The organism is Saccharothrix texasensis (genome assembly GCF_003752005.1).
GTDB lineage: Bacteria > Actinomycetota > Actinomycetes > Mycobacteriales > Pseudonocardiaceae > Actinosynnema > Actinosynnema texasense.
In genome coordinates this window covers 4207339-4234123 of the sequence record NZ_RJKM01000001.1, presented here as the reverse complement: position 1 = coordinate 4234123, position 26785 = coordinate 4207339, and the positions used below count along the sequence as shown (strand labels likewise).

Annotated in this window: 26 protein-coding genes, 2 tRNA genes and 1 other RNA gene; 16 read left to right on the top strand and 13 right to left on the bottom strand. The window is 71.0% G+C overall.

The features are described 5' to 3' along the window. The first annotated feature begins 27 nt into the window (after positions 1–27). The 3 genes from EDD40_RS17820 to EDD40_RS41040 all read left to right on the top strand — a co-directional run bounded on the left by EDD40_RS17820 (position 28) and on the right by EDD40_RS41040 (position 1710). Positions 28–945 (top strand): class I SAM-dependent methyltransferase, encoded by a 918-nt coding sequence (locus EDD40_RS17820; protein WP_246037718.1) that lies wholly within the window; start codon positions 28–30, stop codon positions 943–945. Next, entirely contained in the window at positions 942–1124 is a 183-nt protein-coding gene (locus tag EDD40_RS17815) for a hypothetical protein (RefSeq protein WP_123743915.1), read from the top strand. Before EDD40_RS17820 ends, EDD40_RS17815 begins: the two co-directional genes overlap by 4 nt. A 232-nt stretch (positions 1125–1356) precedes the next feature. Then, a complete protein-coding gene (locus tag EDD40_RS41040) occupies positions 1357–1710 on the top strand; it encodes a hypothetical protein (RefSeq protein WP_148088832.1) in 354 nt (117 codons plus the stop codon). 29 nt (positions 1711–1739) lie between these two features. Here EDD40_RS41040 and EDD40_RS17810 read toward each other — a convergent pair whose 3' ends face one another. The 5 genes from EDD40_RS17810 to EDD40_RS41765 form a co-directional block, all read right to left on the bottom strand. Continuing rightward, positions 1740–2852, bottom strand: coding sequence for an IS630 family transposase (locus EDD40_RS17810; RefSeq protein WP_123743914.1), 1113 nt, complete (start codon positions 2850–2852; stop codon positions 1740–1742). Between the two features lie 515 nt (positions 2853–3367). Then, positions 3368–3922 (bottom strand): hypothetical protein, encoded by a 555-nt coding sequence (locus EDD40_RS17805; RefSeq protein ID WP_123743913.1) that lies wholly within the window; start codon positions 3920–3922, stop codon positions 3368–3370. 81 nt (positions 3923–4003) lie between these two features. Further along, positions 4004–5314 carry an ABC1 kinase family protein gene (locus EDD40_RS17800; RefSeq protein ID WP_123748102.1) on the bottom strand — a complete coding sequence of 437 codons (1311 nt, stop codon included), beginning with the start codon at positions 5312–5314 and terminating at the stop codon, positions 4004–4006. Positions 5315–5399: 85 nt separating this feature from the next. Next, a complete protein-coding gene (locus EDD40_RS17795) occupies positions 5400–6410 on the bottom strand; it encodes a TOMM precursor leader peptide-binding protein (protein WP_246037717.1) in 1011 nt (336 codons plus the stop codon). Between the two features lie 131 nt (positions 6411–6541). Further along, entirely contained in the window at positions 6542–6697 is a 156-nt protein-coding gene (locus tag EDD40_RS41765; protein WP_015098458.1) for a DUF5679 domain-containing protein, read from the bottom strand. A gap of 203 nt (positions 6698–6900) precedes the next feature. On the opposite strand from EDD40_RS41765, the gene EDD40_RS17790 reads away from it, so the two are divergent. Continuing rightward, positions 6901–7428, top strand: a complete 528-nt coding sequence (locus EDD40_RS17790) for a M48 metallopeptidase family protein (protein ID WP_123748100.1) — start codon at positions 6901–6903, stop codon at positions 7426–7428. 15 nt (positions 7429–7443) lie between these two features. Here EDD40_RS17790 and EDD40_RS17785 read toward each other — a convergent pair whose 3' ends face one another. Next, entirely contained in the window at positions 7444–8775 is a 1332-nt protein-coding gene (locus EDD40_RS17785) for a zinc-dependent metalloprotease (protein WP_123743912.1), read from the bottom strand. An 81-nt stretch (positions 8776–8856) separates the two neighbouring features. On the opposite strand from EDD40_RS17785, the gene EDD40_RS17780 reads away from it, so the two are divergent. Further along, a complete protein-coding gene (locus tag EDD40_RS17780) occupies positions 8857–9942 on the top strand; it encodes a YlbL family protein (RefSeq protein WP_123743911.1) in 1086 nt (361 codons plus the stop codon). A 210-nt stretch (positions 9943–10152) separates the two neighbouring features. Here the strand turns inward: EDD40_RS17780 and EDD40_RS17775 are convergent, their stop codons facing one another. Next, positions 10153–10695, bottom strand: coding sequence for a PPA1309 family protein (locus EDD40_RS17775; protein WP_123743910.1), 543 nt, complete (start codon positions 10693–10695; stop codon positions 10153–10155). Positions 10696–10823: 128 nt separating this feature from the next. On the opposite strand from EDD40_RS17775, the gene EDD40_RS17770 reads away from it, so the two are divergent. From EDD40_RS17770 to EDD40_RS17760, 3 genes are all read left to right on the top strand, one after another. Continuing rightward, positions 10824–13805 (top strand): UPF0182 family protein, encoded by a 2982-nt coding sequence (locus EDD40_RS17770; RefSeq protein ID WP_123743909.1) that lies wholly within the window; start codon positions 10824–10826, stop codon positions 13803–13805. Positions 13806–13899: 94 nt separating this feature from the next. Then, positions 13900–13973: transfer RNA gene (locus EDD40_RS17765), tRNA-Met, on the top strand. 231 nt (positions 13974–14204) lie between these two features. Next, positions 14205–14281 (top strand) — tRNA-Met (locus EDD40_RS17760). 51 nt (positions 14282–14332) lie between these two features. Here the strand turns inward: EDD40_RS17760 and EDD40_RS17755 are convergent. Beyond that, on the bottom strand, positions 14333–14530 hold the full coding sequence (locus EDD40_RS17755) for a hypothetical protein (protein ID WP_053717392.1): 198 nt from the start codon (positions 14528–14530) through the stop codon (positions 14333–14335). Between the two features lie 377 nt (positions 14531–14907). Between EDD40_RS17755 and EDD40_RS17750 the strand changes: the two genes are divergently transcribed. The 6 genes from EDD40_RS17750 to EDD40_RS17725 all read left to right on the top strand — a co-directional run bounded on the left by EDD40_RS17750 (position 14908) and on the right by EDD40_RS17725 (position 19648). Then, positions 14908–15408: a PadR family transcriptional regulator gene (locus EDD40_RS17750; RefSeq protein WP_123743908.1), complete on the top strand. Its 501-nt coding sequence runs from the start codon at positions 14908–14910 to the stop codon at positions 15406–15408. A gap of 51 nt (positions 15409–15459) precedes the next feature. Further along, positions 15460–16560, top strand: a complete 1101-nt coding sequence (gene prfB / locus EDD40_RS17745) for a peptide chain release factor 2 (RefSeq protein ID WP_123743907.1) — start codon at positions 15460–15462, stop codon at positions 16558–16560. Between the two features lie 67 nt (positions 16561–16627). After that, positions 16628–17317, top strand: a complete 690-nt coding sequence (ftsE, locus tag EDD40_RS17740) for a cell division ATP-binding protein FtsE (protein ID WP_123743906.1) — start codon at positions 16628–16630, stop codon at positions 17315–17317. 53 nt (positions 17318–17370) lie between these two features. After that, entirely contained in the window at positions 17371–18273 is a 903-nt protein-coding gene (gene ftsX / locus EDD40_RS17735) for a permease-like cell division protein FtsX (RefSeq protein ID WP_123743905.1), read from the top strand. 47 nt (positions 18274–18320) lie between these two features. After that, the gene (gene smpB, locus EDD40_RS17730) at positions 18321–18797 is read left to right on the top strand and encodes an SsrA-binding protein SmpB (RefSeq protein ID WP_123743904.1); all 477 of its coding nucleotides are present in this window, start codon (positions 18321–18323) and stop codon (positions 18795–18797) included. After that, complete coding sequence (locus EDD40_RS17725) at positions 18794–19648, top strand: amidohydrolase family protein (RefSeq protein ID WP_281277853.1); 855 nt, start codon at positions 18794–18796, stop codon at positions 19646–19648. Before smpB ends, EDD40_RS17725 begins: the two co-directional genes overlap by 4 nt. On the opposite strand, the gene EDD40_RS17720 is transcribed toward EDD40_RS17725, so the two are convergent. Together EDD40_RS17720 and EDD40_RS17715 are read right to left on the bottom strand one after the other, a co-directional pair. Beyond that, entirely contained in the window at positions 19635–20279 is a 645-nt protein-coding gene (locus tag EDD40_RS17720) for a response regulator transcription factor (protein ID WP_170185120.1), read from the bottom strand. The genes EDD40_RS17725 and EDD40_RS17720 overlap by 14 nt on opposite strands. Further along, complete coding sequence (locus tag EDD40_RS17715) at positions 20267–21514, bottom strand: sensor histidine kinase (RefSeq protein ID WP_123743903.1); 1248 nt, start codon at positions 21512–21514, stop codon at positions 20267–20269. The genes EDD40_RS17720 and EDD40_RS17715 overlap by 13 nt, the downstream gene beginning before the upstream one ends. Positions 21515–21683: 169 nt before the next feature. On the opposite strand from EDD40_RS17715, the gene ssrA reads away from it, so the two are divergent. Both ssrA and EDD40_RS17705 read left to right on the top strand, forming a co-directional pair. Beyond that, positions 21684–22056, top strand: a transfer-messenger RNA (tmRNA) gene (ssrA, locus tag EDD40_RS17710). Positions 22057–22330: 274 nt separating this feature from the next. Continuing rightward, positions 22331–23347, top strand: coding sequence for an IS481 family transposase (locus EDD40_RS17705; RefSeq protein WP_123743472.1), 1017 nt, complete (start codon positions 22331–22333; stop codon positions 23345–23347). Here the strand turns inward: EDD40_RS17705 and EDD40_RS17700 are convergent. The 3 genes from EDD40_RS17700 to hrpB are packed head-to-tail and all read right to left on the bottom strand — an operon-like array spanning position 23344 to position 26757. Next, positions 23344–23955, bottom strand: coding sequence for an alpha/beta fold hydrolase (locus EDD40_RS17700; protein WP_123743902.1), 612 nt, complete (start codon positions 23953–23955; stop codon positions 23344–23346). The two genes, EDD40_RS17705 and EDD40_RS17700, sit on opposite strands and share 4 nt — an antisense overlap. After that, entirely contained in the window at positions 23952–24377 is a 426-nt protein-coding gene (locus EDD40_RS17695) for a hypothetical protein (protein ID WP_246037716.1), read from the bottom strand. Before EDD40_RS17695 ends, EDD40_RS17700 begins: the two co-directional genes overlap by 4 nt. Before the next feature lie 55 nt (positions 24378–24432). After that, positions 24433–26757 carry an ATP-dependent helicase HrpB gene (hrpB, locus tag EDD40_RS17690; RefSeq protein ID WP_123748097.1) on the bottom strand — a complete coding sequence of 775 codons (2325 nt, stop codon included), beginning with the start codon at positions 26755–26757 and terminating at the stop codon, positions 24433–24435. Positions 26758–26785: the final 28 nt, after the last annotated feature.

Sequence of the window (26785 nt, the reverse complement as noted above, 5' to 3'; positions counted from 1 at the left end):
CTGCTCGGCATGGGTACCGTTCTTCGTGTGGCAGCTCACTCTCACAACCATGCCCATGCCCACACCCACGACGGGATCGACTGGTCGTCCCGGCTGGACTCGTTGCGGCAGGCCGATGAGCTGGATGCCGAGGCGCGGCGGGTCGTCGCGCGCAGACTCGTCCGCGTCCTGCCCGACAACCCGACCGTCCTGGACGTCGGATGCGGCGCCGGTGGGATGAGCGTGGCGCTCGTCGAAGCCCTGTCCGCCCGGGGCGGTGGCACCGTCGTGCTGGTCGACGCCGTGCCCGAGCTGCTGGACGCGGCCACGGGCGTCGCCCGGTCGGCGGCCACCTACGAGACCGACACGACCACGGCGACCGTGCGCGTCCGGCCGGTGCTCGCCGACCTGGCCACCGAACGGCCGGTGGAGATCGCCGGGCCCGCCCAGTTGGTGTGGGCTTCGAACGTGGTGCATCACCTCCCTGATCAGCGTGCGGCGGTGGCGGGGTTGGTCGAGGCGGTCGCGCCGGGCGGGTGGCTGGCGCTCGCCGAAGGTGGGCTGAGCGGCAAGTTCCTCCCGTTCGACGTGGGCATCGGCGAGCCGGGTTTGCAGGAACGCCTGACCGCCGCTCGCGACCAGTGGTTCGTGCGGATGCGGGAGAACACGGCCGGCGCCGTCCGCCTGCACGGTGGCTGGAACCTGGCCCTCTCCGCCGCCGGTCTCGTGGACGTGACCGCGTTCAGCTACCTGGTCGACCACCCGGCCCCGCCCAAGCAGGCGGTGCGGGATTGGGCGGTGAACCAGCTGGCGTGGTTCGCCGACGTCGCCGGGGACGCCCTCCACCCCGCCGACCGTCGCACGGTGAAGCAACTGCTCGACCCGCAGGACCCGGCGTTCCTCGGGCTGCGCGACGACGTGTTCCTGCTGACCGCCAACACCGTCCACCTGGGCCGCAAGCCGTGACCGACACGTGCGCCCGCTGCGGGCGGACGCGTTCGTCCGTCACGGACCCGGCCCAGCTCCTGGCCTGGGTGCGGGAACGGGAACGCGGCGCCGACCAGTGGTTGTGCCACGTCTGCGCGCGGGCGCACGTGCGGGACATCGAAGGCAAGCTGCCGTCGGATTACTGGACTGCCGGGTAGGCGGGTTGGTGTGAGGTGCGGAGCGCAGCCGACTGGCGTGGACTGACCGCTGCCGCTGCCGCTGCCGCTGGGTGGAGCGGGTGCGCGGGTGTGGGTACGGGCCACGGGTGTTGATCTGAGGGCGACCGGCTCCCATGCAGTGTCCGGGCCCACCAGCACGCCGCGAGTGCCCGGAATAGAGGGATGCCGGCCTGCCGTCGAAGCGCTCGCCGTCGACGGACGCGGACTGCCGATGCGCATCCTGATCAGACCCGGCCAGGCCAGGGACGACCGACAACCGCTGCTGCTGCCGCTGCCCAACGGCATCCGCGCCGCACCCCGGACCTGGTGGGTCACCTTCACCTGCCCCGAACGCGCCGACCGGATCGCCCACCGCGCGGACCTGGGCCCACGAGGCGGGCGGCCCCCGGACGTCGACGACGAACGCTACGAACAGCGCAACGCGGTCGAACGCTGCTTCGACCGCCTCGAACAGTTCTGCGGCTGGCCACCTGCTACGCCACACGAGCCGCCTACTACCAGGCCGAACTCGCCATTGCCGCCATCGTGCTCTGGCTGCGACAACGAATTGCGGGACACCGCCTAGTGCGCTGACCACTTAAGTTCGCCGGTTGGTCAGGCTGCGTGTGGTCGGCCCCAGCGTTGGTGGCGTTCGCTGCGGATGCGGGCTCGTTCGCGGCGTTGGGCGTCGAGGACGTCGGGGTGGCGGGCGTTGGCGTTGCGCCAGCGGAGGTGTCGTTGCAGCTCACTGGCCAACACCGTGTGGTTGGGATGAACGGAGTTGGCGATGACGAAGGTGCGTAGCGGCCCGAACTGCGGCTCGATCGGGTTGGCCCAGGAGGCGTAGGTCGGGGTCAGGCAGATCTCGACGTTGTTGTCGGCCGCCCAGCCGAGGATTCTCGGGGTCTTGTTGGCCGACAGGTTGTCCATGATCACGTAGATCGGTGCGCCGTCCGGTCTGGCCGCCCGGATCGATTTCAGGGCGGCCAGGCTGTGGTCGCCGCCCTTGCGGCGGCGGGTGACGCCCCAGAGCTTGTCGTCGCCGATGGAGTAGCAGCCGTGGAAGTAGCGGATACCGTGGGTGCGCCGGTAGGTCGCCGGCAGTCGGTCGGGGTGCTTGCGTGGTGCCCAGCCGGAGCCGTGGTGCGGCCGGATCGAGAGTGGTCCGAACTGGTCGAAGGCGAAGCAGCGCTGCGGGAACCTGGTGAGGACCTCGTCGATGCGGTCGAGTTTGGCGTCGAAAGCGGGGTCGTTGGAGGTCTTCCAGGTCCGGGTCCGTTGGAAGCTGATCCCGTGCTCGCGCAGGACCTGCCGCAGCCGTTCCCGACCGATACGGACCCGCCGGTGCGGGTTGCGGTGCAGGTGGGCGGCGAGTTTGCGCAGACTCCACCGGGTGAAGGGCAGGCCCGCCCTCGCGGGGCGGGCTTTGGCCGTCGCCACGACGAACGCGATGTCGTCGGGGCCGATCAGGCGGGGACGGCCTCCCGCCCAGCTAGGGTCCAGCGCCGCCAGGCCGCGGGCGTTGAAGTCGTGGATCACGTCCCGGACGGTGTCGGCGTCGGCGGCGACCAGCCGCGCGATCGACGGCGCCGGCGTCCCGGACGACGAGGCCAGGATGATCATCGCCCGGCGCATCCGGATCGTGCCCTGCTTGCCGCGCCGCACATAGTTCAGCAGACGGCGGCCCTCGTCCTCGGTTAATCGACGTGCTCTGACCGGCTCGGCCATCGACCCATCCTCATGCGGCGGCGACTACGTCACCACCGAGCATGAGATCACCACGAACCGCCGTCGGGGATCTTGTCCGGCGTGTCCCCAACCCGGCGAACGTATGTGGTCAACGCACTAGCCGGGTCGATGGTGGACAGCCTCGATCGGCTGGCGGACGGTGTTGGTGCAGGTCCGGGGCGCTGGTGTGAGGTGTGGGGGTTGGTGAAGACGGGCGCGTGGTGCGGTGGGGATGTGCGGGGTGGGGTGTGGGATGCGGCCCGACTGGTTCCTGGATGGGTGTGAGGAGTGGACTGGGTGTGCGGGCCGGTGAGGTTGGAAGTGTGGGCTTGGCAGGTTGGTGAGGGTGGGCCGCTGTGGTGGAGGGGCGCGGTGCGGTGGGCTGAAGTGCGGGGTGAGGCAGGAAGCGGTGGGTGAGAGTGGGCGGTGGTGAGAGGGGTTGATAGGGGCGGGTGGTGTTGGGAGGAGTGGTGGGGGCGGTCGTGGTGGGGCAGGGGTGGTTGGTGGGTTGGTGGTCAGTGGAGGAGGGCGGTGAGGAGTTTCAGGGTGGCGCGAGGGGTGGCGGTGCCTCGTTTGCTGCCCGCGTCCAGTTCCCTGGTCAGGCCCGTGACGGTGCACATCCCGGAGCGGACGGCGGTGGCCAGGAGGTGGTGTTGGCGCAGCGGGTCCGGTTCGTGGCGGGCGGCGTCCAGGGTGGCTCTCGTCGGCTCGGCGACGGGCAGGCCGGCTTCCACCACGACCTCCGGTGGGCGGGTGGTGCGTTCCAGCAGCACGTGGTCGGCGCACGAACGGCGGGTGGTGGCTGGTTGCAGGAGGTGGATGCGGGGTGGGGGAGGCAGGTCGCGCAGGCCGTGGGCGTGCAGGGCGTCGACGCCGGTGACCACTGCCTTCGGGCCCGCGTAGGCGAGCGCGGCTCGGAGGCGCTGGTCACGGGTGGGAGGGCTCGCGCTGAGCAGCACCACGCCCGGCAGGATGCGCTGCCACGGTCCGCCGGGACGGCACTTGAGGTCGATGAGGTAGCCCGGCACGCCGGTCGCCTTCAGGTCCGCCGAGGTGATCACTTGGTTCATGGGTCCGATCCTCCGGTGGTTCCGGAGGGCGGGCCATGGGGTGTTCGGGAACTGTGGATAAGTGGGCGACCTGTGGACAACTCAGTCGTCGAAGCCCGGTTGCCACTGGGCGACGATGGCTCTGGCCTGGACGTTCGCGTCGAGCTGGCAGAGGATGCCGGTCGCACCCAGCGTCACCCTGTGGACAAGTAGGTACTGCGGGGGCAGGTTCAACGACCTTCCCGTTTGCGAATCGGGGCTGCGGAGGTCGCCGACGCGCTCCGCCTGCTTCTGCAACCACCGCCGGGTGAAGTGGAACGTCTCCGTCCGCAGCGGCTCGACGAACGGCGCCAGGTAGTTCAGCACGTCCTCGGCGTGCAGCTCGGTCCCGGGACGGATGAACCGCTCCGACCGCAGCAGCTCCACCAGGTCCGCCGAGCGGCCGTCCAGCGCCAGCCTGGTCATCAGGCCCAACGTCCGCGGCAGGCCGTCGGGCAGCCGGGCGACCGCGCCGAAGTCCAGCACGCGCAACCGGCCGTCCGCGCCCAGCATGAAGTTGCCGGGGTGCGGGTCGGCGTGCAGCAGCCCGGACCGGCTCGGCGCGGAGAAGTGGAACTCCGACAGCAGCTGCCCGGCCAGGTCGCGCTCCTCGCGCTCACCCGCACGGATGATCTTCGACAGCGGTGTGCCCTCGGTCCACTCGGTGACCATCACCTTCGGCGAGCTGGCCACCACCCGCGGCACGAGCACGCGGTCGTCTCCGTCGAACGCCTTGGCGAAGATCCGCTGGTTGTCCGCCTCGGTCCGGTAGTCCAACTCCTCCAGGTACCGGTCCCGCAGCTCCTCCAGCAGCGGCTTGACCTCCGCACCCGGCATCACGGCCTGCAACACCCGGCTGAACCGCAGCAACGTGCTGAGGTCGCTCTGCAACGCCTCGTCCGCGCCCGGGTACTGCACCTTCACCGCCACGTCGCGGCCGTCGTGCCACACCGCCCGGTGCACCTGCCCGATGCTCGCCGACGCGGCGGGCGAGTCGTCGAACGAGGTGAACCGCTTCGCCCACCCCGAGCCGAGCTGCTCGGCCAGCACGCGGTGCACGGTGCGGGCGGGCATCGGCGGCGCGGCCGTCTGCAGCTTGGTCAACGCCTCGCGGTAGGGCTCGGCCAGCTCGTCCGGCACCGCCGCCTCGAACACGCTCAGGGCCTGGCCGAACTTCATGGCGCCGCCCTTGAGCTGCCCGAGCACCGCGAACACCTGCTCCGCGGTCTTCGCCGACACCTCGGCGCTGACCTCCTCGGAGCTGCGGCCTGCCAGGCGCTTGCCCCAGCCGCCCACCACCCGGCCCGCCACGCCGAGCGGGAGGCTGGCCAGCTTGGCGGTGCGCTGCACGGCCTTGCGCGGGATCTCGCTCACCCGGTGATTCTCCTCCCGCACGGTCACGTGGTCGCAGTGGTGCACGCCCTGCCACAAAACCTACACAGCCCCACCTGAGGGCGGATCACGTCGCGTGACGGCACTCGCAGCGCGGGTGCACCGGCGCGATGCGGTGCTCGACCACCCCGGTGAACGCGTCCACCTCCAGGGTCGCGTCCCAGGTGGGCGGTCTGGTCGCGGCCTGCTCGGACCGGTCGAGCGCCAGCAGCGCCTGCCCGACCGCCACCCCGGCCGTCGCCGTGACGGTGGCCAGGTCGGCGTGCTGGGCGCGGTCCACCAGCTGCGCGGCGATCATCGGCCACTCCGGGTCCGCGTCGGCCGCGTGCCGGTCCGCGCACCTCAGGCAGCTGCTGCGACCGGGCACGACCAGCGGCCCGACCACGCCCACCCCCTCCCGGACCCGCACGGCCAGGTGCGGTGTGCCGTCCGCCACGAGCCGGTGCAGCACCTCCGGTGCGGGCACCAGGGCGTCGGCCAGGACCACCAGGTCCACGGCCCGGCCCACCGGCCGCACGGTCGCGCACGCCCGCCGCACGGCGTCCTCGGCGGCCTCGGCGCGCGGTCGGCCGACGTCCGCTTCGACGTACCCCGATCCGGTGTCCTCCGGCCCGACCCGACCCCGCGCGACCACCCGAACGTGTGCCACCCCGGAAGCCGCCAGGAGAGCGGCGACGGTGACCGCGAGCCGGCCCTCGCCGTGCACCACGACGGACCTGGCGGCCCGGTCGGCGGGTAGCGCGGCGGCGCACCGGCGGGTCCGCAGCGCCCACCCGGTGACCTCGGCGGCCAGCCTCGGGTGCGGCACGGGCACGGACTCCTCGACCAGCCCGGCTCTCGCCAGGCCGTGCAGCACGCCGGCGAGCTCGGCGGCCTGCCGACCGTGACCGGCGAGGCGTTCCCGCAGGTCGGTGAGGGTGTGTCGACCGTTGAGGCCGAGCAGCAGAGAGGCCATCGGCTCCGGCACGTCCTCGACGAGCATCGCGTGCCGCGGGTCGGTGCCGATCTGCACCACGTCGTCCCGGCGGCGCAGCAGCGGCAGGCCGGGCAGGACCCTGGGGCGGTTGGGTAGCTCCACGACGGCAGCCTGCCCGTGACGGCCGGTCCGGCAAAACGCCTGTCCACAGGCGTGCCGGTTGTCCACAGAGGCCGCGAAGGGCCTTGACGAGCGGCCGGACGCCCGCGAGGGGCCCGGCCGCCCGTCCTCGATCAGACCTTCGCCTTGCCGAGGATCCGGGTCACCGTGGTTCCGCAGACCGGGCACTTTCCCTTGGCCATCCTGCGGTTGTTGCTCTCGTGCACCTCGCCCGTGAAGTCGCGCTTCTCACGGCACTTGACGCAGTAGCCGTTGTAGGTCTCGGCCACGGCTTCCTCCTCGCTTCGAGAGTGCGGAGCGATCTGCGCCACACTCGGGGGTTGCGCTGAACGCTACCTCCGGGAACGCGCCTCCGCTGCACGCCGCGTCGAGCGTGTCCAGCCGCCTTTCGGTGGAACCTGTCGGTACGTCCCTCCACAGACCGCCGCTTGGCCGCCGCGGATTGTCGGTCCCTGGCCTTACCGTGAACGCCATGCCCGAACCGCAGGTGGAGGTGCGGCGCAGCGCCCGGCGCCGTCGCATGGTGAGCGCGTACCGCGAGGGGGACACGGTCGTCGTCCTGCTGCCGGCTCGCATGAGCAAGAGCGAGGAGAAGCACTGGGTGGCGGAGATGCTCAGCCGCCTGCAGCGCAGCGAGACCCGCAGGCGCTCGCCCACGCGCACGTCGGACGCGGCCCTGCTGGCGCGGTGCGAGGAGCTGGCGGAGAAGTACCTGGACGGCCTGCAGCCGAGCAGCGTGCGGTGGGTGCCGCCGATGCGCACGAGGTGGGCGTCGTGCACGCCGAGCGAGGGCACGATCAGGATCAGCGAACGGCTGCGCGACGTGCCCGCGTGGGTGCTCGACTACGTGCTGGTGCACGAGCTGGCGCACCTGGAGGTGCCCGGCCACGGCAAGGACTTCTGGCTGCTCGTGCACAGGTACCCGAAGGCGGAACGCGCCATCGGGTACCTGGAAGGCCTCTCCGCCGCGGCGGGCCTCGGGATCACCGAGGAAGACTGAAGACGGCCGAGGGGGTTACTCCTCGTCCTTCTTCGGCTCGCCGCCCTTGCCGCCGCCCTCGCCGGACCCGTCCGCGTCACGCAGCGTGCGCTCCAGCTCCGCCATCGGGTCCTCCAGCGCCTTGCGCGTCTGGCCGAACCGCTCGGCGAACTCCATCGGGTCGTCCAGGTCCTCCGCCGTGGGCACCAGGTCGGGGTGCTCCCAGACGCTGTCGCGCTGCTCGATGCCGTGCTGGTCGGTGAGCAGCTTCCACAGCGCCGCCGCGGAGCGGTGGCGCCGGGGCCGCAGCTCCAGGCCGACCAGCGTGGCGAACGTCTGCTCCGCCGGCCCGCCGGACGCACGCCGCCTGCGCAGCGTCTCCCGCAGCGCGTCGGCGCCGGGCAGCCGCTCGCCGACCGCCTCGTTCACCACCACGTCGACCCAGCCCTCGACCAGGGCCAGCAACGTCTCCAGGCGGGTCAGCGCGGCCTTCTGCTCGGGCGTGGTCTGGGGTTCGAGCATCCCCGACTTCATCGCCTCTTCGATGCTCGCCGGGTTGGCCGGGTCGATCTGGCCGGCCAGCTGCTCCAGCGCCGAGGTGTCGACGGTGATGCCGCGGGCGAACTCCTCCACCGTGTCCAGCAGCCGCTGCCGCAGCCACGGCACGTGGCTGAACAGCCGCTGGTGAGCCGCCTCGCGCGCGGCCAGGAACACCAGCACCTCGCTGGTCGGCCGCTCCAGGCCCTCGGTGAACTTCTCGATGTTGTCGGGCAGCAACGCCGCCGTGCCCTCGGGCCCGAGGGGCAGTCCCACGTCGGTCGACGTCAGCACCTCCGCGCCGAGCTGCGCCAACGCGCCGCCCAGCTGCGAGCCGAACGCCATGCCGCCCATCTGGCCGAGCATCGACAGCAGCGGTCCGGCGGCCTCCTTGGCCTCGGCGGGCATCGCGTCGACCCAGGCGCCGGACACGCGCTGGGCCACCGGGTCGCACAGCCGCTGCCACGTCGGCAACGTGCGCTCCACCCAGTCGCGCGCGCTCCAGCTCTGGGACGTGCGGGCGCCCGCGGGCAGCGACGTCACCGGGTCGAGCCACATCTCCGCCAGGTGCACGGCGTCGGCCACCGGGCCGCTCTGGTCCGGGCCGAACCCGGTGCCGCCCTTGCCGGCGAGCTGCTGCAGCGCGATCTGCTTCGCGAGGTCGTAGTTGACCGGCCCGGCCGACGTGCCCGAGTTGCTGAACATCGCACCGAGCTGGCTCAGCATCGCGCCGAGCTGGTTGAAGTCGAAGGGGTTCTCCCCTTGGTCCCCGGGTTTGCGGTCGCGGTCGTCGGGGTCCTGCGGGCTGAACCCGAAGGGCAGGTCACTCATGGGTCCACGGTACGCGGCGCGGCAGCCCCGCGTGGGACCGGTTCGCCGGCAGCGTGACGCCGTGGTCGTACCCTGTCTGGCGTGACCGAAGGCACCGACACCGCCGTGGACCAGGCACCACCCCCACCGCACGCGCCGCGGCGCGGCCTGACCCGGCGGACGTGGACCCTCGTGGTCAGCCTCACGGTCGTGCTGGCGCTCGGCCTGCTCGGCGGGTTCGCCCGCGTGCCGTACGTCGCCCTCGGTCCCGGGCCGACCTACGACACGTTGGGCCAGGTCAACGGCGGTGACGTGGTGAAGGTGGACGGTCAGGAGACGTTCCCGACCGGCGGCCACCTCACCATGACCACGGTGTCGCTCACCGACGACGTGTCGCTGTTCGGCGCGCTCGGCCTGTGGATCAGCGGCCGGTACGCGCTGGCGCCGCGCGAGGAGTTCTTCCGGCCCGGCGAGTCCGAGCAGCAGGTCCGCGACCAGAACGTGAAGGCGTTCCAGGACTCGCAGAGCAGCGCCGAGGTGGCCGCGCTGAGCTACCTGGACTACCCGATGAAGGTCGTCGCCGCCGAGATCACCAACGACACCGCGGCCGCCACCGTGCTCGAGCCGGACGACCGGCTGCTGGAGGTCAACGGCAAGCAGGTGACCACGGCCGACGACGTGCGCGCGGCGCTGGAGAGCACGAAGCCGGGCGACCGGATCTCCCTGACCTTCGAGCGCAAGTCCGAGCGCAGGACCGCCACCGTCACCCTCGGCCGCACCGACGGCCGCGAGACCGGTTTCCTCGGCGTGCTGCCGCTGGACCGCGCGGACGTGCCGTTCGAGATCAAGATCAGCCTGACCGACGTCGGCGGACCGTCGGCGGGCCTGCTGTTCGCGCTGTCGATCGTCGACAAGCTCACCCCCGGCGAGCTGAACGGCGGCCAGTCCGTCGCGGGCACCGGCGAGATCGACGACAAGGGGCAGGTCGGCCGCATCGGCGGCATCGGGTTCAAGATGGTCGCCGCCCGGGAAGGCGGCGCCACCGTGTTCCTCGTGCCCGCGGGCAACTGCGAAGAGGCGAAGCAGCACGCCCCGGAGGGCATGCGCCTGGTCAAGGTCGAGAAGCTGGACGACGCCGTGCAGTCCCTGGAGTCGCTGAGCAAGGGCGGCGACGCCCCGAGCTGCTAGCCACTGCTCCGCCTCGCCCCCCTCGCTCCGCCTCTCGCCCTCCGCACCTCGTACCCCCGCACCGACCCCGCGAGGTCGCGTCGATCGTTCGCGTCCTCATTCGCGGCGATCACGCTTTTCGATCGTCGCGAATCAGGGCGCGAACGATCGACTTCCCGGCGACCTCGCCGCGACGCCGGAGGCGGCGCCATCAAACACCGTCCGACACCCTCACGGCCGGAGGGTCTCCAGCAGGGCGCGGGTGAGGTTCGGGGCCAGTTCGGGGTGCGCCACGACCTCCTCGGGCACCTCCACGCTGCCGCGCAGCCGCAGCACGCACGCCGCCGAGCCGTCCCGCAGCACCGCCGCCACCAGCCGCGCCTCCCGGCGCTGGGGGTGCTCGGCGGCGAACCTGCGCGCCTGCTCGTCGTCCAGCTCCTGCTCGGTCAGCTCGGCCTCCGCGTCCGGCGGCAGCACGACGATCTCCTGCGCCAACGCGCACCCGTGCACGACGTCGGGCCAGACGATGCCCGCCAGCGCCCGGTCCAGCTCGTCGTCGGGCAGCGAGTCCTGCGCGATCGGCGTCAACGGCGAGGCGGCGGGGTCGAGCTGGCCCGCCAGCTCGGGTTGCTGCGCCAACAGCTCGGCCGTCGGCACCAGCGCGAACAGCTGGGTCGGCTGGTTCCACCCGGCGGTGGACACGAACTCCTCGACCTCGCGGGCGACCTCGGGCAGCACCACGGGTGGCGTTTCACTGGCTGACACGCCCGCCATGGTCGCACCTGCCCCGGCCGCGTCGACAATCAGATGCGAAGACAAGACCGAACGGGGAACCTCGGGCGGCCTCCGTAGAGTTGGACAGAACGTACGAACGCCACTACCGCGATCCAGGAGCGTGCCCCGTGGCCACACGGCCCCCGGTCGGACTGCCCAGGCTGTCCCGTCGCAGCCGGATTCTGCTCATCGTCGGTGCGGTGGTCCTGGTCGGTCTGATCACCGGCTCAAGGCTGCTCGGCACCTACGTCAACTGGCTCTGGTTCGGTGAGGTCGGCTTCCGCAGCGTCTACGGCACGGTGCTCGCGACCCGGTTCGGGTTGTTCTTCGCCGTGGGTCTGCTGGTCGGCGGTCTCGTCGCGATCAACCTGATCCTCGCCTACCGCTCCCGGCCGGTCTTCGTGCCGGTGTCCGGGCCCGACGACCCGGTGGCCCGCTACCGCGCGGTCGTCAGCAAGCGGATGAAGCTGTTCGCCATCGGCCTGCCGGTGCTGGTCGGCCTCATCGCCGGCACCTCGGCCCAGGGCGACTGGCGCGAAGTCCAGCTGTTCTTCAACGCCACGTCGTTCGGGGTGAACGACCCCGAGTTCGGCCACGACATCGGCTTCTACGCGTTCCAGCTGCCGTTCTACACGTGGGTGCTCGGGTGGCTGTTCGTCGCCACGGCGGTCGCGTTCGTGGCCGCGGTCGTGGCGCACTACCTGTTCGGCGGCATCCGGCTGGCGGGCCGCGGCGGTCAGCTCTCGGGGCCCGCCCGCACCCACCTGGCGATCGTCGCCGGCGTGTTCATCCTGCTCAAGGCGGTCGCGTACTTCTTCGACCGGTACATGCTGCTGTTCTCCGACCGCAACGACAAGTTCGACGGCGCGAGCTACACCGACCTCAACGCGGTGCTGCCCGCCAAGTTGATCCTGCTGTTCATCGCGGTGTTCTGCGCCATCGCCTTCTTCACCGGCGCGGTGCTGCGCAACCTGCAGCTGCCGGCGATCGCGACCGTGCTGCTGGTGCTGTCCTCGATCCTGGTCGGCGCCGCGTGGCCCGCCGTGCTGGAGCAGTTCTCGGTGCGGCCGAACGCCATCGAGAAGGAGGCCGAACCCATCGGCCGCAACATCGAGGCCACCCGGCAGGCCTTCGGGTTGACCGCGGACAAGGTGGAGAGCAAGCCGTACGCGGGCAAGCAGAACGTGTCGCTGGACGAGCTGAAGAACGACCAGGCGACGGTCGGCAACGTCCGGCTGCTCGACCCGGCGGTCATCTCCAAGACGTTCACCCAGTTCCAGCAGCTGCGGCCGTTCTACGCGTTCCCGGAGAAGCTGGACGTCGACCGGTACACAAAGGACAAGCAGCTCCAGGACTACATCGTCGCGGTCCGCGAGCTCCACACCGCCGGCATCCCGCAGGGTCAGCGCGACTGGATCAACCAGCACCTCATCTACACCCACGGCAACGGCATGGTGTTCGCCGAGGCCAGCAAGGTGAACTCGCCCGCCGACGAGGGCGGCAACGGCGGTTACCCGGTGTTCGAGGTGGCGCAGGTCGGCCAGGACGGCAAGGTCCAGCCCGGCCCGTTCGGCGTGGAGCAGCCGCGCACCTACTTCGGTGAGCTGGGCAGCCCGGCCGACTACGCCATCGTCGGCGGCCGCGGCGAGGGCGCTCCCGGCGAGTACGACACCGACGGCTCGTCCTACACCTACGGCGGCAAGGGCGGCGTCCGCATCGGCGGCCTGTTCAACAAGATGGTCTTCGCCGCCGCCTACGGCGAGCGGAACATCCTGTTCAACTCGGCCATCGGCGACGACTCGCGGATCATCTTCAACCGCCACCCGCGCGACCGGGTCGAGGCCGTAGCGCCGTGGCTGACCGTGGACGGCGACCCGTACCCGGCCGTGGTGGACGGCCGCATCACGTGGATCGTCGACGGCTACACCACGCTCGACAACTACCCGTACGCGCGCCGCACGGCGCTGGGCGACGCCACGAACGACTCGCTGCCGGGTGTCGCGCAGCAGCCCAACCGGGAGATCAGCTACATCCGCAACTCGGTCAAGGCCACTGTGGACGCCTACGACGGCACGGTGACCCTGTACGAGATGGACACGCAGGACCCGGTGCTGAAGGCGTGGATGGGTGTCTTCCCGGGCACGGTGAAGGCCAACAGCGAGATGTCGCAGTCGCTGAAGGAGCACCTGCGCTACCCGGAGGACCTGTTCAAGGTCCAGCGGGAGATGCTGTCGGAGTACCACGTGGACAACCCGCGTGACTTCTACTCCGGCGTCTCGTTCTGGGACGTGCCGTCCGACCCCACCATCGACAACGCCACCACCGTCGAGGCCCAGCAGCAGGGCGTGCAGCAGCAGCGGGACCGGCAGCCGCCGTTCTACGTGCTGGCGGGCGACCCGACCGGGGACGCGAACAAGGTGAGCTTCCAGCTGACCAGCGCGCTGGTGCGGTTGAACCGGGAGTTCATGGCGTCGTACGTGACGGTCAGATCCGACCCGGACAACTACGGCAAGATGAGCGTCCTGACGCTGAACAACGAGGTCAAGGGCCCGCAGCAGATCCAGACCACCTTCCTCACCAACGGCGAGGTCAGCGGTGAGCTGAACCTGCTCGCCCAGCGGCAGACGAAGGTCGTCTACGGCAACCTGCTGACCCTGCCGGTGGGCGGCGGCCTGCTCTACGTGGAGCCCATCTACATCGAGCGGGCCAGCCAGAACACCCAGTTCCCGCAGTTGTTCAAGGTCCTGGTGAGCTTCGGCGACAAGGTGGGCTACGCGCCGACCCTGGCCGAGGCGATGGAGGAGGTCCTGTCCGGCTCGTCGTCCCAGGTGCCGCAGACGGACCCGAACGGCCAGCCGCCGACCTCGACCCCGTCCACGACGCCCACGGCGCCCAACGACGGGCAGGGCGGCACGGAGCTGCAGCAGGCCGTGCGGGACATCCAGGCGGCGCTCGCGCGGGTGAAGGCGGCGCAGTCCAGCGGTGACTTCGCCGAGCTCGGCAACGCCTACAAGGCGCTGGACGACGCCACGAAGAGGTTCAACACGGCCGCCGGGGCTCCGACCACGACGCCGACGACGACTTCGGCGTCACCGCCACCGACCGGCTGACCTGCGTTGATATCGCCATCGGGTGGCCTGGGACACGTTCCGGGCCACCCGATTTGCATTCCGGTTAACCCCAGGCGTAGAGTTCTAAATGCAGCGCGGGGTGGAGCAGCTCGGTAGCTCGCTGGGCTCATAACCCAGAGGTCGCAGGTTCAAATCCTGTCCCCGCTACAAAGTGGGAAAGCCGTGTTCACGGAGATCGTGAACACGGCTTTTTCGCATTTACGACGGGGAACCGGGGCGTAGCCCTTGGGCCCCCGTCCGGTGCGAGTCCGGCGGAGAAGCGCGACCGGCGCCGGCAGCGGGAATGCGATGGCGTTTCGGCTGGATGAGCTGGGGTTTTGCAGGTTGGGGGACCCCGGTGAAAAGTGGTTTTCAGGGCGTGTATAGTTGTCCTTACAGCGCGGGGTGGAGCAGCTCGGTAGCTCGCTGGGCTCATAACCCAGAGGTCGCAGGTTCAAATCCTGTCCCCGCTACCACGTGAAAGGCCCCCGGAGTCACGACTCCGGGGGCCTTTCGCTTGCGCGTGCTCAGGTCATGTTCTCGGCCCAGTACTGGGCGCACGTGAGGGAGCACACCCGGCCTTCGCCGCTGACCGTGCGGTGCCTGCGGATCTGCTTGCCGCACACCATGCACTCGTCCTTGCCCGCCTGCTCCGGGATCGTGCCGGACGCCCAGGCGCGGGCGTTGCGGACTACCTTCGTCCCCGTCGTCCATTTGATGCCCACAGCTGACCTCCCAGTCGTACGAACACCCGACGTAATGGTCCCACCACCCGACGTGTTTGCCACGTCGAGAGCACGACATCACCGGGTTGTGCTATCGCCCGATGGTGCGGGCGGAGCCGGGTGGCAGCGGCGCGTGACGCCGCGCTGCCGTTCGAGTGAACGCAAAGTGCGGCTTCCCTTGTGCCTCAATGGATTTCCACTCGGCGTGGACAGACCGGGTCAAGAGGCCGAACGCGTGGCGTTGATCAGCGGGCGGTTACGCAGCGATGTTTGCGTTGCTCCGCTTGGCCCAACTCGACTAGCCCGTGATCAGCCACAGTGGACAGAACGGCTGACCATTGTGGACAGCGGCCGGTGAGCGTGGCACCGTTGGTGGGGTGTCGGACCTGAATGCGACGGCGGCCGCCCTGCTCGGGCTGCTGCACGACGGACCCAAGACCGGTGGCCAGCTCGTGGCTGAGGCCGGAGAGCGCTTCGGCGCGTTCTTCAGCGTCACCCGCAGCCAGGTCTACCGCGAGCTGCCCGCGTTGGCGGACGCGGGCCTGCTTCGCCTCGGCAAGCAGGGCCCGCGCTCCAGTCAGCAGTACGTGCTGACCGCGGCGGGCAAGAAGGCGTTCAAGAACTGGCTGCTCTCCGAGCCGGGACCGGACCACCTGCGCAGCCCGCTGATCCTGCGGCTGGTGCACGCGGGCTCCCTGACCGCAAAACAGCGGCAAGGGCTCGTGGACTCCGCCCGCGCGAGCTACGGCGCCCACCAGGAGGCCCAGAAGATCGCCGCCAAGACCGCGGAGGACGCCTACGCCAAGGCGGTCGCCGAGTTCGGCCTGGCGCACGCCAAGGCGGTGCTCAAGCTGCTCGACGCCATCCCGACGGCCTGAATCGCGCCCACCGGTCGCACTCCGCGACCGGTGCCGGCGTAATCTTGGGACGTGAATCCCGACGTCGAAGCAGACATCAAGGACCTCTCCGCCACGCTCACGAGCATCGAGGCGGTCATGGACCTCGATGCGCTGCGCGCCCAGGTCGCGGAGCTGGAGCAGGCCGCGGCCCGGCCGGACCTGTGGGACGACCAGGAGAAGGCGCAGAAGGTCACCAGCCTGCTCTCGCACCGGCAGGGCGAGCTGCGCCGCATCACGACCCTGCGCGAGCGCCTCGACGACCTGTCGATCATGTACGAGCTGGCTGAGGACGAAGGTGACGCGGGCAGCCTCGCCGAGGCCGACAACGACCGCGCGAAGCTCCGCGACGAGATCTCCTCGCTGGAGGTCCGCACGCTGCTGTCCGGCGAGTACGACGAGCGCAACGCGCTGGTCACCATCCGTGCCGAGGCGGGCGGCATCGACGCGGCCGACTTCGCCGAGATGCTGCTGCGGATGTACTCGCGGTGGGCCGAGCGGCACGGCTACGGCGTCGACGTGTTCGACACGTCCTACGCCGAGGAGGCGGGCATCAAGTCCGCCACGTTCCGCGTCACGGCCCCCTACGCCTACGGCACGCTCAGCGTCGAGCAGGGCACCCACCGCCTCGTGCGCATCTCGCCGTTCGACAACCAGGGCCGCCGGCAGACGTCGTTCGCGGGCGTCGAGGTGGTGCCCGTGGTCGAGCAGACCGACCACGTCGACATCGACGAGAAGGACCTCAGGGTCGACGTCTACCGCTCCTCCGGCCCCGGCGGCCAGGGCGTCAACACGACCGACTCGGCGGTGCGCCTGACGCACATCCCGACCGGCATCGTGGTCTCCTGCCAGAACGAGCGCTCGCAGCTGCAGAACAAGGCCACCGCGATGGCCGTGCTCCAGGCCAAGCTGCTCGAGCGGCAGCGGCAGGAGGAGCAGGCGAGGATGGACGCGCTCAAGGACACCGGGTCCAGCTGGGGCAACCAGATGCGCTCATACGTGCTGCACCCCTACCAGATGGTCAAGGACCTGCGCACGGAGCACGAGGTCGGCAACCCGTCCGCGGTGCTCGACGGCGAGATCGACGACTTCCTGGAAGCGGGCATCCGCTGGCGCAAGCAGCAGCAGTCCTGATCGGTCAAGCCCCCATCCGGCGGGCGAGACGAGGGCTTCACCCCGCCCGCGAGTACACTCGCGCCTCGTGATTCGCCTCGAACACGTGTCCAAGGTCTACAAGAGCTCCGCGCGTCCCGCGCTCGACAACGTCTCGGTCGAGATGGACAAGGGTGAGTTCGTGTTCCTCATCGGGCCTTCCGGTTCCGGGAAGTCCACGTTCCTGCGGCTCCTGCTGCGGGAGGAAGTGCCCAGCAAGGGCCGCGTGTACGTGTCGAACTTCGACGTGGCCAAGATGTCCCGGCGCCGGGTCCCCCGCCTGCGCCAGTCCATCGGCTGCGTGTTCCAGGACTTCCGGCTGCTGACCAACAAGACCGTGGCGGAGAACGTCGCGTTCGCGTTGGAGGTGATCGGCAAGCCGCGCAACACCATCGTGAAGGTGGTGCCCGAGGTGCTGCAGCTGGTCGGCCTCGACGGCAAGGCCGACCGGATGCCGCACGAGCTCTCCGGTGGTGAGCAGCAGCGGGTGGCGATCGCCCGCGCGTTCGTCAACCGGCCGCTGGTGCTGCTGGCCGACGAGCCGACCGGGAACCTGGACCCCGACACCAGCCAGGACATCATGTTGCTGCTGGAGCGGATCAACCGCACCGGCACGACGGTGGTGATGGCGACCCACGACCACTCCATCGTCGACTCCATGCGCCGCCGCGTGGTCGAGCTGGACAACGGCCGAATCATCCGCGACGACGCGCGGGGTGTTTACGGCGTGGGCCGCTGAGCCCGAGGCCGCCGGACCCCCTCATCCCCCGACCCTGAGGAACGTTCCCCCCGATGCGTACCAGCTTCGTGTTCAGCGAGGTCGTCACCGGCCTGCGCCGGAACGTCACGATGACCATCGCGATGATCCTCACGACCGCGATCTCGCTCTTCCTGCTCGGTGTCGGCCTGCTGGTCGTCAACATGGTGGGCAAGATGCAGGACGACTACCTCGGCCAGCTCGAGGTGGCGGTCATGCTCACCAACGACATCAGCGTGAACGACAAGGACTGCACGCAGCAGCCCTGCTCGAGCCTGCGCAGCCAGCTGGAGACCACGTCCGGGGTCGAGACGGTCGTCTACGAGAACCGCGACAAGGGCTTCGAGCGGTTCAAGAAGGTCTTCGAGTCGCAGCCGGAGCTGGCGAAGCTGGCCCGCCCCGAGGCGATCCCGGCGATGTTCCGGGTCAAGCTGGAGGACGCGCAGCGGTCCGACGTGATCGTGCAGGCGTTCACCGGCAAGGCGGGCGTCAAGAAGGTCGACGACCAGCGCGAGGACCTGGACCGGCTGTTCGGCTTCCTCAACGGCGTGCGCGACGCGGCCCTGGCGCTGGCGCTGCTCCAGGCGTTCGCCGCGCTGATGTTGATCTCCAACACGATCCAGGTGTCGGCGTTCACCCGGCGCACGGAGGTCGGCATCATGCGGCTGGTCGGCGCCACCCGCTGGTACACCCAGCTGCCGTTCCTCATCGAGGCGGTGGTCGCCGGCGTGATCGGCGCCGTCGCCTCGATCGGGTTGCTCGTGGTGACGAAGCTCTTCCTGCTCAACCGGGTGCTCGGCGAGCTGTTCGCGGCCAACATCATCCCGGAGGTGAGCATGGTGGAGATCCTCTTCCTCTCACCCATCCTGGTCGGTGTGGCGATCGCGATCTCGGCGCTGACCGGCTACGTCACGCTGCGTCTCTACGTGCGCTTGTAGGTTCCGGCTGCCGATAACCGCTGGCGCGCTCACGTAAGGTTCCGGTCATGGTCAAGGAACGCGGTCAGAAGGTGATCGCGTCGAACCGCAAGGCTCGGCACGACTACACCATCCTCGACACCTTCGAAGCCGGTGTCGTGCTCGTCGGCACCGAGGTGAAGAGCCTCCGCATGGGTCGGGCGTCCCTCGTGGACGCCTTCGGCCAGGTGGACGACGGCGAGATCTGGCTGCACGCGCTGCACATCCCGGAGTACGTGGCGGGCACCTGGACCAACCACGAGGTCCGCCGCAAGCGCAAGCTCCTGCTCCACAAGGGCGAGATCGAGCGGCTGATCGGCAAGACCAAGGAGAGCGGTCTGTCGCTGATCCCGCTGTCGATGTACTTCAAGGACGGGTACGTCAAGGTCGAACTGGCCCTGGCGCGCGGCAAGAAGTCCTACGACAAGCGGCAGGACCTCGCCAAGCGGGACGCGGAGCGGGAGATCCAGAAGGCGCACGGCCGCGCGTTGAAGGGCCGCTACTGAACGGGCTGCCCGGCCTGGTCGACGTGCACGTGCACTTCATGCCGCAGCGCGTGCTGGACAAGGTGTGGGCGTTCTTCGACGAGGCGTCGCGGCACTACGGCGTCGACTGGTCGATCCGCTACCGGCTGCCCGAGGCCGAACGGCTGGCCGCGCTGCGGTCGTTCGGCGTGGTGGCGTTCGCGCCCCTGGTGTACCCGCACAAGCCGGGCATGGGCGAGTGGCTGACGGACTGGGCGCTGGACTTCGGGTCGCGCGTGGACGGCGCCGTGCCGACCGCGACGCTGTACCCGGAGCCGGGCGTCGAGGCGTACGTGTCGCGGGCGTTGTCGGCCGGCGCGCGGTGCTTCAAGGCGCACGTGCAGGTGGGCGGCTACGACCCGCGCGCGCTCGACGGCGCGTGGGGCCTGCTGGCCGAGGCCCGGGTGCCCGTGGTGGTGCACTGCGGGCACGGGCCGGTGCCGGGCGCGCACACCGGGCTGGACGTGTTCGAGGACGTGCTGCGGCGGCACCCGTCGCTGGTGGCGGTGCTGGCGCACGCCGGGATGCCCGACTACCTGGGCGCGCTGGACCTGGTCGCCCGGTACGACGGGGTGCACCTGGACACCACGATGGTGGGCGTGCCGTTCACCGAGGCGCGGGCGGCGCTGCCGGGTGACTGGGCGGCGCGGCTGGTCGACGTGGCCGACCGGGTGGTGCTCGGCTCCGACTTCCCGAACATCCCGTACGACTACTCGGCGCAGCTGGCCGCCATCGAGGGCTGGGCCGCCGCCGACGACCGGCTCGGCGAGCCGTTCCTGCGGGCCGTGCTGCACGACAACGGGGCCAGGCTGCTCGGGCTCAACCCAGGTTGAGGTAGGCCAGGACGGCGCGCACCCGGCGGTGCTCGCTCGTGCTGGGCTCCAGGCCCAGCTTCGCGAAGATGTTGCCGACGTGCTTCTCCACCGCGCCGTCGGACACGACCAGCGAAGCCGCGATGGCGGCGTTCGACAGGCCCTCCGCCATCAGCCCGAGCACCTCGCGCTCACGCTGGGTGAGCGAGTCGACCGGGTTGCGCTTGGACCGGGCCATCAGCTGCGTGATGACCTCGTGGTCGATGCTCGTGCCGCCGTCGGCGACCCGGCGGACCGCGGCCACGAACTCCGCCACGTCCGCCACGCGTTCCTTGAGCAGGTAGCCGATGCCGTTCGCGCCGCCGGCCAGCAGCTCCACCGCGTACCGCTCCTCCACGTACTGCGAGAGGACCAGCACCGGCAGGTTCGGGATGCGCTTGCGCGCCTCGATCGCCGCCCGCAGGCCCTCGTCGGTGAACGTCGGTGGCATCCGCACGTCCACCAGGGCCAGGTCGGGGCGGTGCTCGTCGATCGCGGCGAGCAGCGCGCCACCGTCGTCCACCGCCGCGACCGTCTCGATGCCCTCGTCGGCCAGCAGGCGTTGCACACCCACCCGCAGGAGGACCGAGTCCTCCGCGATCACCACGCGCACGGCAGCTCCGTCCGGATCACGGTCGGCCCGCCGATCGGGCTCACCACGACGACCACGCCGTCAATCGTCGCAGCCCGGTCCGCCAGACCCGCGAGGCCACCACCCGGGCGCACCTCCGCGCCACCGCGGCCGTCGTCGGTGACCTCCACCACCACGGAGTTCGCCGTGCGGGACACCTTCACGTGCGCCCGGGTCGCGCCGGAGTGCTTCGCGACGTTGGTCAGCGTCTCGGCGACGGTGAAGTACGCGGTGCTCTCCACGGCTGTCGGCGGGCGCGGCTCGACGTCCACCTCCACCTCGACCGGGATCGGGGACCGCGCGGCCAGCGACGACAGCGCCGCGTCCAACCCGCGGTCGCCCAGCACCGACGGGTAGATGCCGCGGGCCAGGTCGCGCAGCTCGGAGATGGCGAGCTTGGCGTCCGCGTGCGCCTCGGCGATCAGCTCGCGCGCGCCGTCCGGGTCCGACTCCATCTTGCTGCGCGCCCGGCCGAGGCCCATGGCCACGGCGACCAGGCGCTGCTGCGCGCCGTCGTGCAGGTCGCGTTCGATGCGCCGGCGTTCCGCCTCGGCCGCCTCCACGCCGCGGGCCCGGCTGGCCGACAGCTGCTCCGCCTTGGCCGACAGCACGCCGTAGCGCGACGGGCCGAGCAGGGACTGGGCGAGCAGCGCGTGACCCCGACCGAGTGCCTTGAGCACCCGGTACGACAGGACGCCGAACAGCAGGCCCAGGACGCTGACCGGGATCGCGCTCGCGAAGGAGTCGATCAGCCACACGTTGCCCGCGCTGAACGTGACCTCCCACGTCATCGGCAGCCAGTGCAGGTAGAACGGCAGGAGCACGGTGGCCGCGACGACCGCCCACAGCGTCACCGTGAGCGCGAACTCGAACACGCCCAGCGGCAGCATGATCAACCAGTAGGCCAGGTCGCGCCACGTCGCCGGGTCCTTCGCGATGGCCTTCGCGCGGGCGGTCGCGCCCTCGGGCAGCGCCCGGTACGGCCGGGGGATGTCCACGCCGAGGGTCGCCCGCAACCAGGACCGCTCGGCCGTCGCCGCGCCGCGCGCCACGGTCAGCGTCAGCACGCCGAGGGGCACGCCGACCCAGATCACCGCGGTGCCGATGCTCACCGCGCCCAGCGCCACCAGCAGGACGAACCAGAAGAGCCCGGTGACCAGGTTCAGCAGGAAGTACCCGCTGACCCGGCCGATGTTCGGGTTGACCCGCGTCGTCATGTCCCCCACCTTCACGCCCGATGTTGCCCCGACCAGCATCGCTCGAACGGGTGGTCGGGACCATCAGGTCCGCCGGTCGGCGAGGGGTGGGGACAGCCCTACCAACGTAATGGGAATGAACCGGGGACGGCGGGGGGTTATGCTGTGCGGGAGCAGTACCTCACGACACGGGGGTGAACGGTTTCGACTTTGTGCGTTGATTCAAGGGAAGCGTGCCGGTGCAGGCGAGAGACCACCGCAAGCGTCATCGCAAACCAATAAGCGCCGAGTCTAACGACCAGCGCGCGTTCGCCCTCGCCGCCTGAGGCTAGGAGCGACGCTGTCGGCCCGGAGGAGCCTCCGCTCCGGTCGCCGGCATCAGCTAGGAGGCTCACCGCCGTCCCCGGCCACGGGGGACGGTCGGGACACCCACAGTGGCTGGGCTCATCACGGTGACTTGTCCGCGTGATCACCGGGGCCGAGTAGAGATGTAGCGGACTGCGCACGGAGAAGCCTTGATGATGCGGCAGAGGACCCGGGTTCGATTCCCGGCACCTCCACTCGCTCTGGGCGAGGTGTGTCCGCGGAACGCGCGGACCACCTCGCTCGTCGTTTTTCCGGGGGTGCGACCCCCGGGCCCCGCCCGGGGGTCGCACCCCCGGACCCCCAGCCGTAGGTGGTTGCGAGGGCGGATCGGTGTGGTCCGCAGGTGGTGGTGCTAGCTGTTGCGGGTCATGACGTTGGTGACAGCTGACGAGGGCTGAGGCGAGGGGACGGGTCTTTCGGCGGCAGGATGGAAGTGCGACCAACACATCCGCCGAGCAGAAAGACCCGTCCGTGCTCCACCGTAACGCCCCGCTGTCCGTCGAAGGCCGCCACCGCCTCGTCGAACGCTGCAAGACCCGCCCGATCGCCCACGTCGCGGCTGATATGGGCATCTCCCGGCAGTGCGCCTCCAAGTGGGTCAACCGCCACCGCCGCTTCGGCGAGGCCGGGTTGTCCGACCGCCCCAGCGCTCCGCACCGGCATCCCACCGCGACCCCGGCCGAGGTGGTGGTCCGGATCGAGCGGCTGCGTCGGGACCGTAAGTGGTCGGCCCGCCGCATCGCCCTGGAACTCATGGCCGAGGGCACCGCCGTCTCGGTGCGCACGGTGGGCCGGCACCTGGCCCACCTCGGGCTCAACCGCCGCCGCTTCCTCGACCCCACCGGGGAGAACAACCGGACACCGCGGCGGATCGTCGCCCGCTGGCCCGGCCACATGGTCCACCTGGACGTGAAGAAGGTCGGCGTCATCCCCGACGGCGGCGGATGGCGCGTCCACGGCAAGGGCAGCGAGCAGGCCAAACAGGTCGAACGCGCCAAGAACACCGCCACCGGCAAGTCCGGTGCGCGGCGCAGCTACACCTACCTGCACTCCGCGGTCGACGGGTTCTCCCGCCTGGCCTACACCGAAGCCCTCCCCGACGAGAAAGCCCGCACCGCGATCGGCTTCACCCACCGCGCGCGGGCCTTCTTCGCCGCCCACGGCATCACCCGCATCCACCGCATCGTCACCGACAACGGCTCCTGCTACCGCGCCCACGACTTCGCCACCGCGCTACGCGGCGCCCGCCACCAGCGCATCACGCCCTACACCCCACGCCACAACGGCAAAGTCGAACGCTACCAGCGCATCCTGGGCGAGGAATTCCTCTACGCCCACGTCTGGACCAGCGAACAACACCGCACCGACGCCCTAACCGTGTGGAACGTGCATTACAACTACCATCGACCCCACACCACCGCCGGAAACCGACCACCAGCCAGCCGACTCCACACCGGCGTCACCAACGTCCAGGCCTCATACAGCTAGCGGTTGGCCAGGTAGGTGTTGACCAGGGTGGCGACCATGGTCGGGTCTTCCCGGGTCATGGCGTGGGTGGTGTCCACGTGGACGACTTCGACGTTCGGCGGCAAGGTCGGGAGGTCGCGGGCCAGGCCCTGTTGATACGGCTCGAACAGGGGGTGGCCGGGCAGCGGCTTGGTGGCCAGGGCCAGCAGCATCGGGCAGCGGAGGCCGCGGAAGACGTCGAAGCAGTCGAGGTCTTCCAAGGCCTGTTGCAGGTCGGGTTGACCGTAGGCGCGGAACGATTCGCGCAGCGTTGCGATTTCTTCGGCAACGGCGTCGGGGTGTAGGTAGCGCTGCGGTTGGGTCGGCACGCCGTGGCCGTCGAGGTTGATCACGGCCGGGCACTCCGGGTGCCGGCTGCCCCACAGCGCGGCGACCATGCCGCCCAACGACATGCCGAGCACGGCGGGGTTGTCGGTGGCGTGCGGTTCGATCCGGTCCAGGACCGAGTCCCAGTCCCACGGGCCGGTCAGCGGTAAGGCGACGACCTCGTGCGCGCCGCCCATCGCCGCGATCACCGCGTCCCAGTCCGCCGGCGAACCGCCCGCGCCGTGCAGCGCCAGCACCTTCATCCGCCCAACCTCGCTCGTACCGAGGCGACGGTCACGCCGCCGCCGTCCGCGTTCCGCGCCAACTTGCCGCGCCGCACCAGGTCGTGGACGCCCTGCTTGGTGACGCCGAGCATCGCGCCGGCGACCGAGTACGACACGGCCCGCGCCGCCGGGTGACCCATCCGCCGCGCCACGACCTGGCCGAGCGGTGTGCGCCACCAGTCGGCGGGCGGGTCGAACGGCTCGTCACCGGGGTACAGCGCGCCGACGAGCCGCGCGATGGCGTGCACGGCCGCCGCGTCGTCGTCGCCCTGCATGGCCGCGGCCATGCGTCGTGCCACCTCGTCGGCCCGGGACGGCAGGTCGCCGACGTCGTCGAAGAGGATCTCCAACGGGTCGAGCAGCCGCGTGCGGATGATCGTGGCGATCTGTTCGGCGAGCACTCGCGTCACCTCCTTGACGGCTATCGTCAAGTACTTGACGCATTCCGTCAAGTAGCTAGCGGCGGGCCGGGTGGGCGGTCAGCGGGTCCTCCGGCCAGCGGTGCTTCGGGTAGCGGCCCCGCAGCTCCGAGCGGACCCGCGGGTAGCCCGTCCGCCAGAACGACGCCAGGTCCCCGGTGACGGCGGTCGGCCGACCCGCGGGGGAGAGCAGGTGCAGCACGACCGGCACGCGGCCGTCGGCCAGGCGCGGGGTCTCGGTCCAGCCGAACACCTCCTGCACCTTCACCGGCAGCGCCGGCCCGGACCCGGAGTAGTCCACCCGGATGCGTGAACCCGAAGGCACTTCCAGCCGGTCCGGCGCGAGCTCGTCGAACCGCGCGGCGGCGGGCCAGGGCAGCAGCCGGCGCACGACCTGCTCGCCGCTGATGCGGGCCAGGTCCGCCTTGCGGCGCGCGTCGCCCACGTCGACCACGGCGAGCAGCGCGTCGTCGTCCACCGACGGCCACGGGTCACCGATCACGCGGTGCAGGAACGCCATCCGCTCCCGCGTGCGCAACCCGTCCGCGTCCCACCGCAGGAGACCCACGCCTTCCGCGCGCAAGCCGTCCAGGAGCGCGGCGCGGATGGCCTCGCGGTCCTGCAACGGCTTGCTGGACAACGTGATCGCGCCCAGCTTGCGCAGCCGGTTCGCCACCACGTCACCGTCCCACCGCACGTCGTCCTCGACGGCCAGCAGGGACGACGCGGCGGTCACCGCCAGCTCCTCGTCGGCGCGCGCGGCCAGGCGGATGCGGCCGTGCGCGCGGCCCGCCTCGCGGTCGGCGACGGCCACGGCGAGCCACTCGGCGTCGGCCAACCCGCTGCCCGGCGGCAGCTCCACCGCCGTGCCGCCGGCCATCAGGTACACCGGGGAACCGGGGGAACGCCTGCGCGCCAACCGCTCCGGGTAGGCGAGGGCGACCACGAGGGCCGGGTCGCCGTGACCCGTGCCCTCGACCATCGCGGCCAGGCGGCGGACCTCCCGCGGGTCGGCGTCACGGGTCGACAGCTCGACCCCGGAACTGGCCCGGTCGTCGTCCAGCAGGGCCACCACCTCGGCGGCCTTGCGCGCCCCCACGGCCGCCGCGCCGTCCAACAACGCCCGAGCCAGCCGGGGGTGCAGGCCGAGGTCGGCCATCCGGCGGCCCCGATCGGTCGCGCCACCGTCCGGGTCCAACGCGCCGAGCGCGCGCAGCACCGAACGGCCCGCGTCCAGCGCACCCGGCGGCGGCGCGTCCCACCAGCCGAGGCCGGTCCCGTCCGGCACGCCCCAGCAGGCCAGCTCGAGGGCCAGCCGGGTCAGGTCGGCGGTGCGGATCTCCGGCTCCGGGTAGCGCGGCAGCGTGCTGTGCTCGTGCGCGGGCCAGCACCGGTAGACCTTGCCGGGCGCCTCACGTCCCGCCCGGCCCGCGCGCTGGTCGGCCACCGCCGCGCTGACCCGGACCGTGGCCAGGCCCGACAGCCCGCGCCGGTGGTCGACCCGCGGCACCCGGGACAACCCGGAGTCCACGACGGCGCGCACACCCGGCACGGTCAGGCTCGACTCGGCGATCGCGGTGGCCAGCACGACCCGCCGCCGGGCGCCCGGGCGCAACGCGTCGTCCTGCGCGGTGGTGGTGAGGCGGCCGTGCAGCGGCAGCACGTCCACGTCGTCGCCGAGCAGCGCGGCACAGCGCCGGATCTCCGCCACGCCCGGCAGGAACGCCAGCACGTCACCGTCCACTTCGGACAAGGCTTGGCGGATGGCGCGGGATGCGGTGGCTTCGACCCGTTCCCGGCGCGCCGGCGGGGTGTGGACCACGTCGACCGGGAACGTCCGCGCCTCGACCCGGATGACCGGCGCGTCGCCGAGCAGGTGCGCCAGCCGCTCGGCCGCCACGGTCGCGGACGTGGCCAGCAGCCTGAGGTCCGGCCGCAGCCCGGCGCGGGCGTCGAGCAGCAACGCCAGCAGCAGGTCCGCGTCCAGGTGCCGCTCGTGGCACTCGTCCAGCAGCACCGTGCCGACACCCGCCAGCTCCGGGTCGTGCTGCAACCGCCGCACCAGCAGACCGGAGGTGACCACCTCGACCCGCGTGTGCCGGGACGTCTTGCGGTCACCGCGCACCGAGTAGCCGACGGTCTGCCCCACCGGTTCGCCGAGCAGGCTCGCCATCCGCGCGGCGGCGGCGCGGGCGGCCAGCCGGCGCGGTTCGGCCACGACCACGCGACCGTCCAGCGCCAACGGCACCAACGTCGTCTTGCCCGTGCCCGGTGGCGCGACCAGCACCGCCGAGCCGTGCGCGGTCAGCGTGGCCGCGATCTCGCCGAGCAGCGGGCGGATCGGCAGGTTCGGCAGTTCCACGGTCCCAGTGTTGTGCCACTGTGGACCC

What these genes read in the sequence shown, in the direction of transcription:
- EDD40_RS41040 (WP_148088832.1), top strand. Translation starts at nt 1,357, where the DNA reads ATGCGCATCCTGATCAGACCCGGCCAGGCCAGGGACGACCGACAACCG.
- EDD40_RS17810 (WP_123743914.1), bottom strand. Translation starts at nt 2,852, where the DNA reads ATGGCCGAGCCGGTCAGAGCACGTCGATTAACCGAGGACGAGGGCCGC.
- EDD40_RS17805 (WP_123743913.1), bottom strand. Translation starts at nt 3,922, where the DNA reads ATGAACCAAGTGATCACCTCGGCGGACCTGAAGGCGACCGGCGTGCCG.
- EDD40_RS17790 (WP_123748100.1), top strand. Translation starts at nt 6,901, where the DNA reads ATGCCCGAACCGCAGGTGGAGGTGCGGCGCAGCGCCCGGCGCCGTCGC.
- EDD40_RS17785 (WP_123743912.1), bottom strand. Translation starts at nt 8,775, where the DNA reads ATGAGTGACCTGCCCTTCGGGTTCAGCCCGCAGGACCCCGACGACCGC.
- EDD40_RS17775 (WP_123743910.1), bottom strand. Translation starts at nt 10,695, where the DNA reads ATGGCGGGCGTGTCAGCCAGTGAAACGCCACCCGTGGTGCTGCCCGAG.
- ftsX (WP_123743905.1), top strand. Translation starts at nt 17,371, where the DNA reads ATGCGTACCAGCTTCGTGTTCAGCGAGGTCGTCACCGGCCTGCGCCGG.
- smpB (WP_123743904.1), top strand. Translation starts at nt 18,321, where the DNA reads ATGGTCAAGGAACGCGGTCAGAAGGTGATCGCGTCGAACCGCAAGGCT.
- EDD40_RS17715 (WP_123743903.1), bottom strand. Translation starts at nt 21,514, where the DNA reads ATGACGACGCGGGTCAACCCGAACATCGGCCGGGTCAGCGGGTACTTC.
- EDD40_RS17700 (WP_123743902.1), bottom strand. Translation starts at nt 23,955, where the DNA reads ATGAAGGTGCTGGCGCTGCACGGCGCGGGCGGTTCGCCGGCGGACTGG.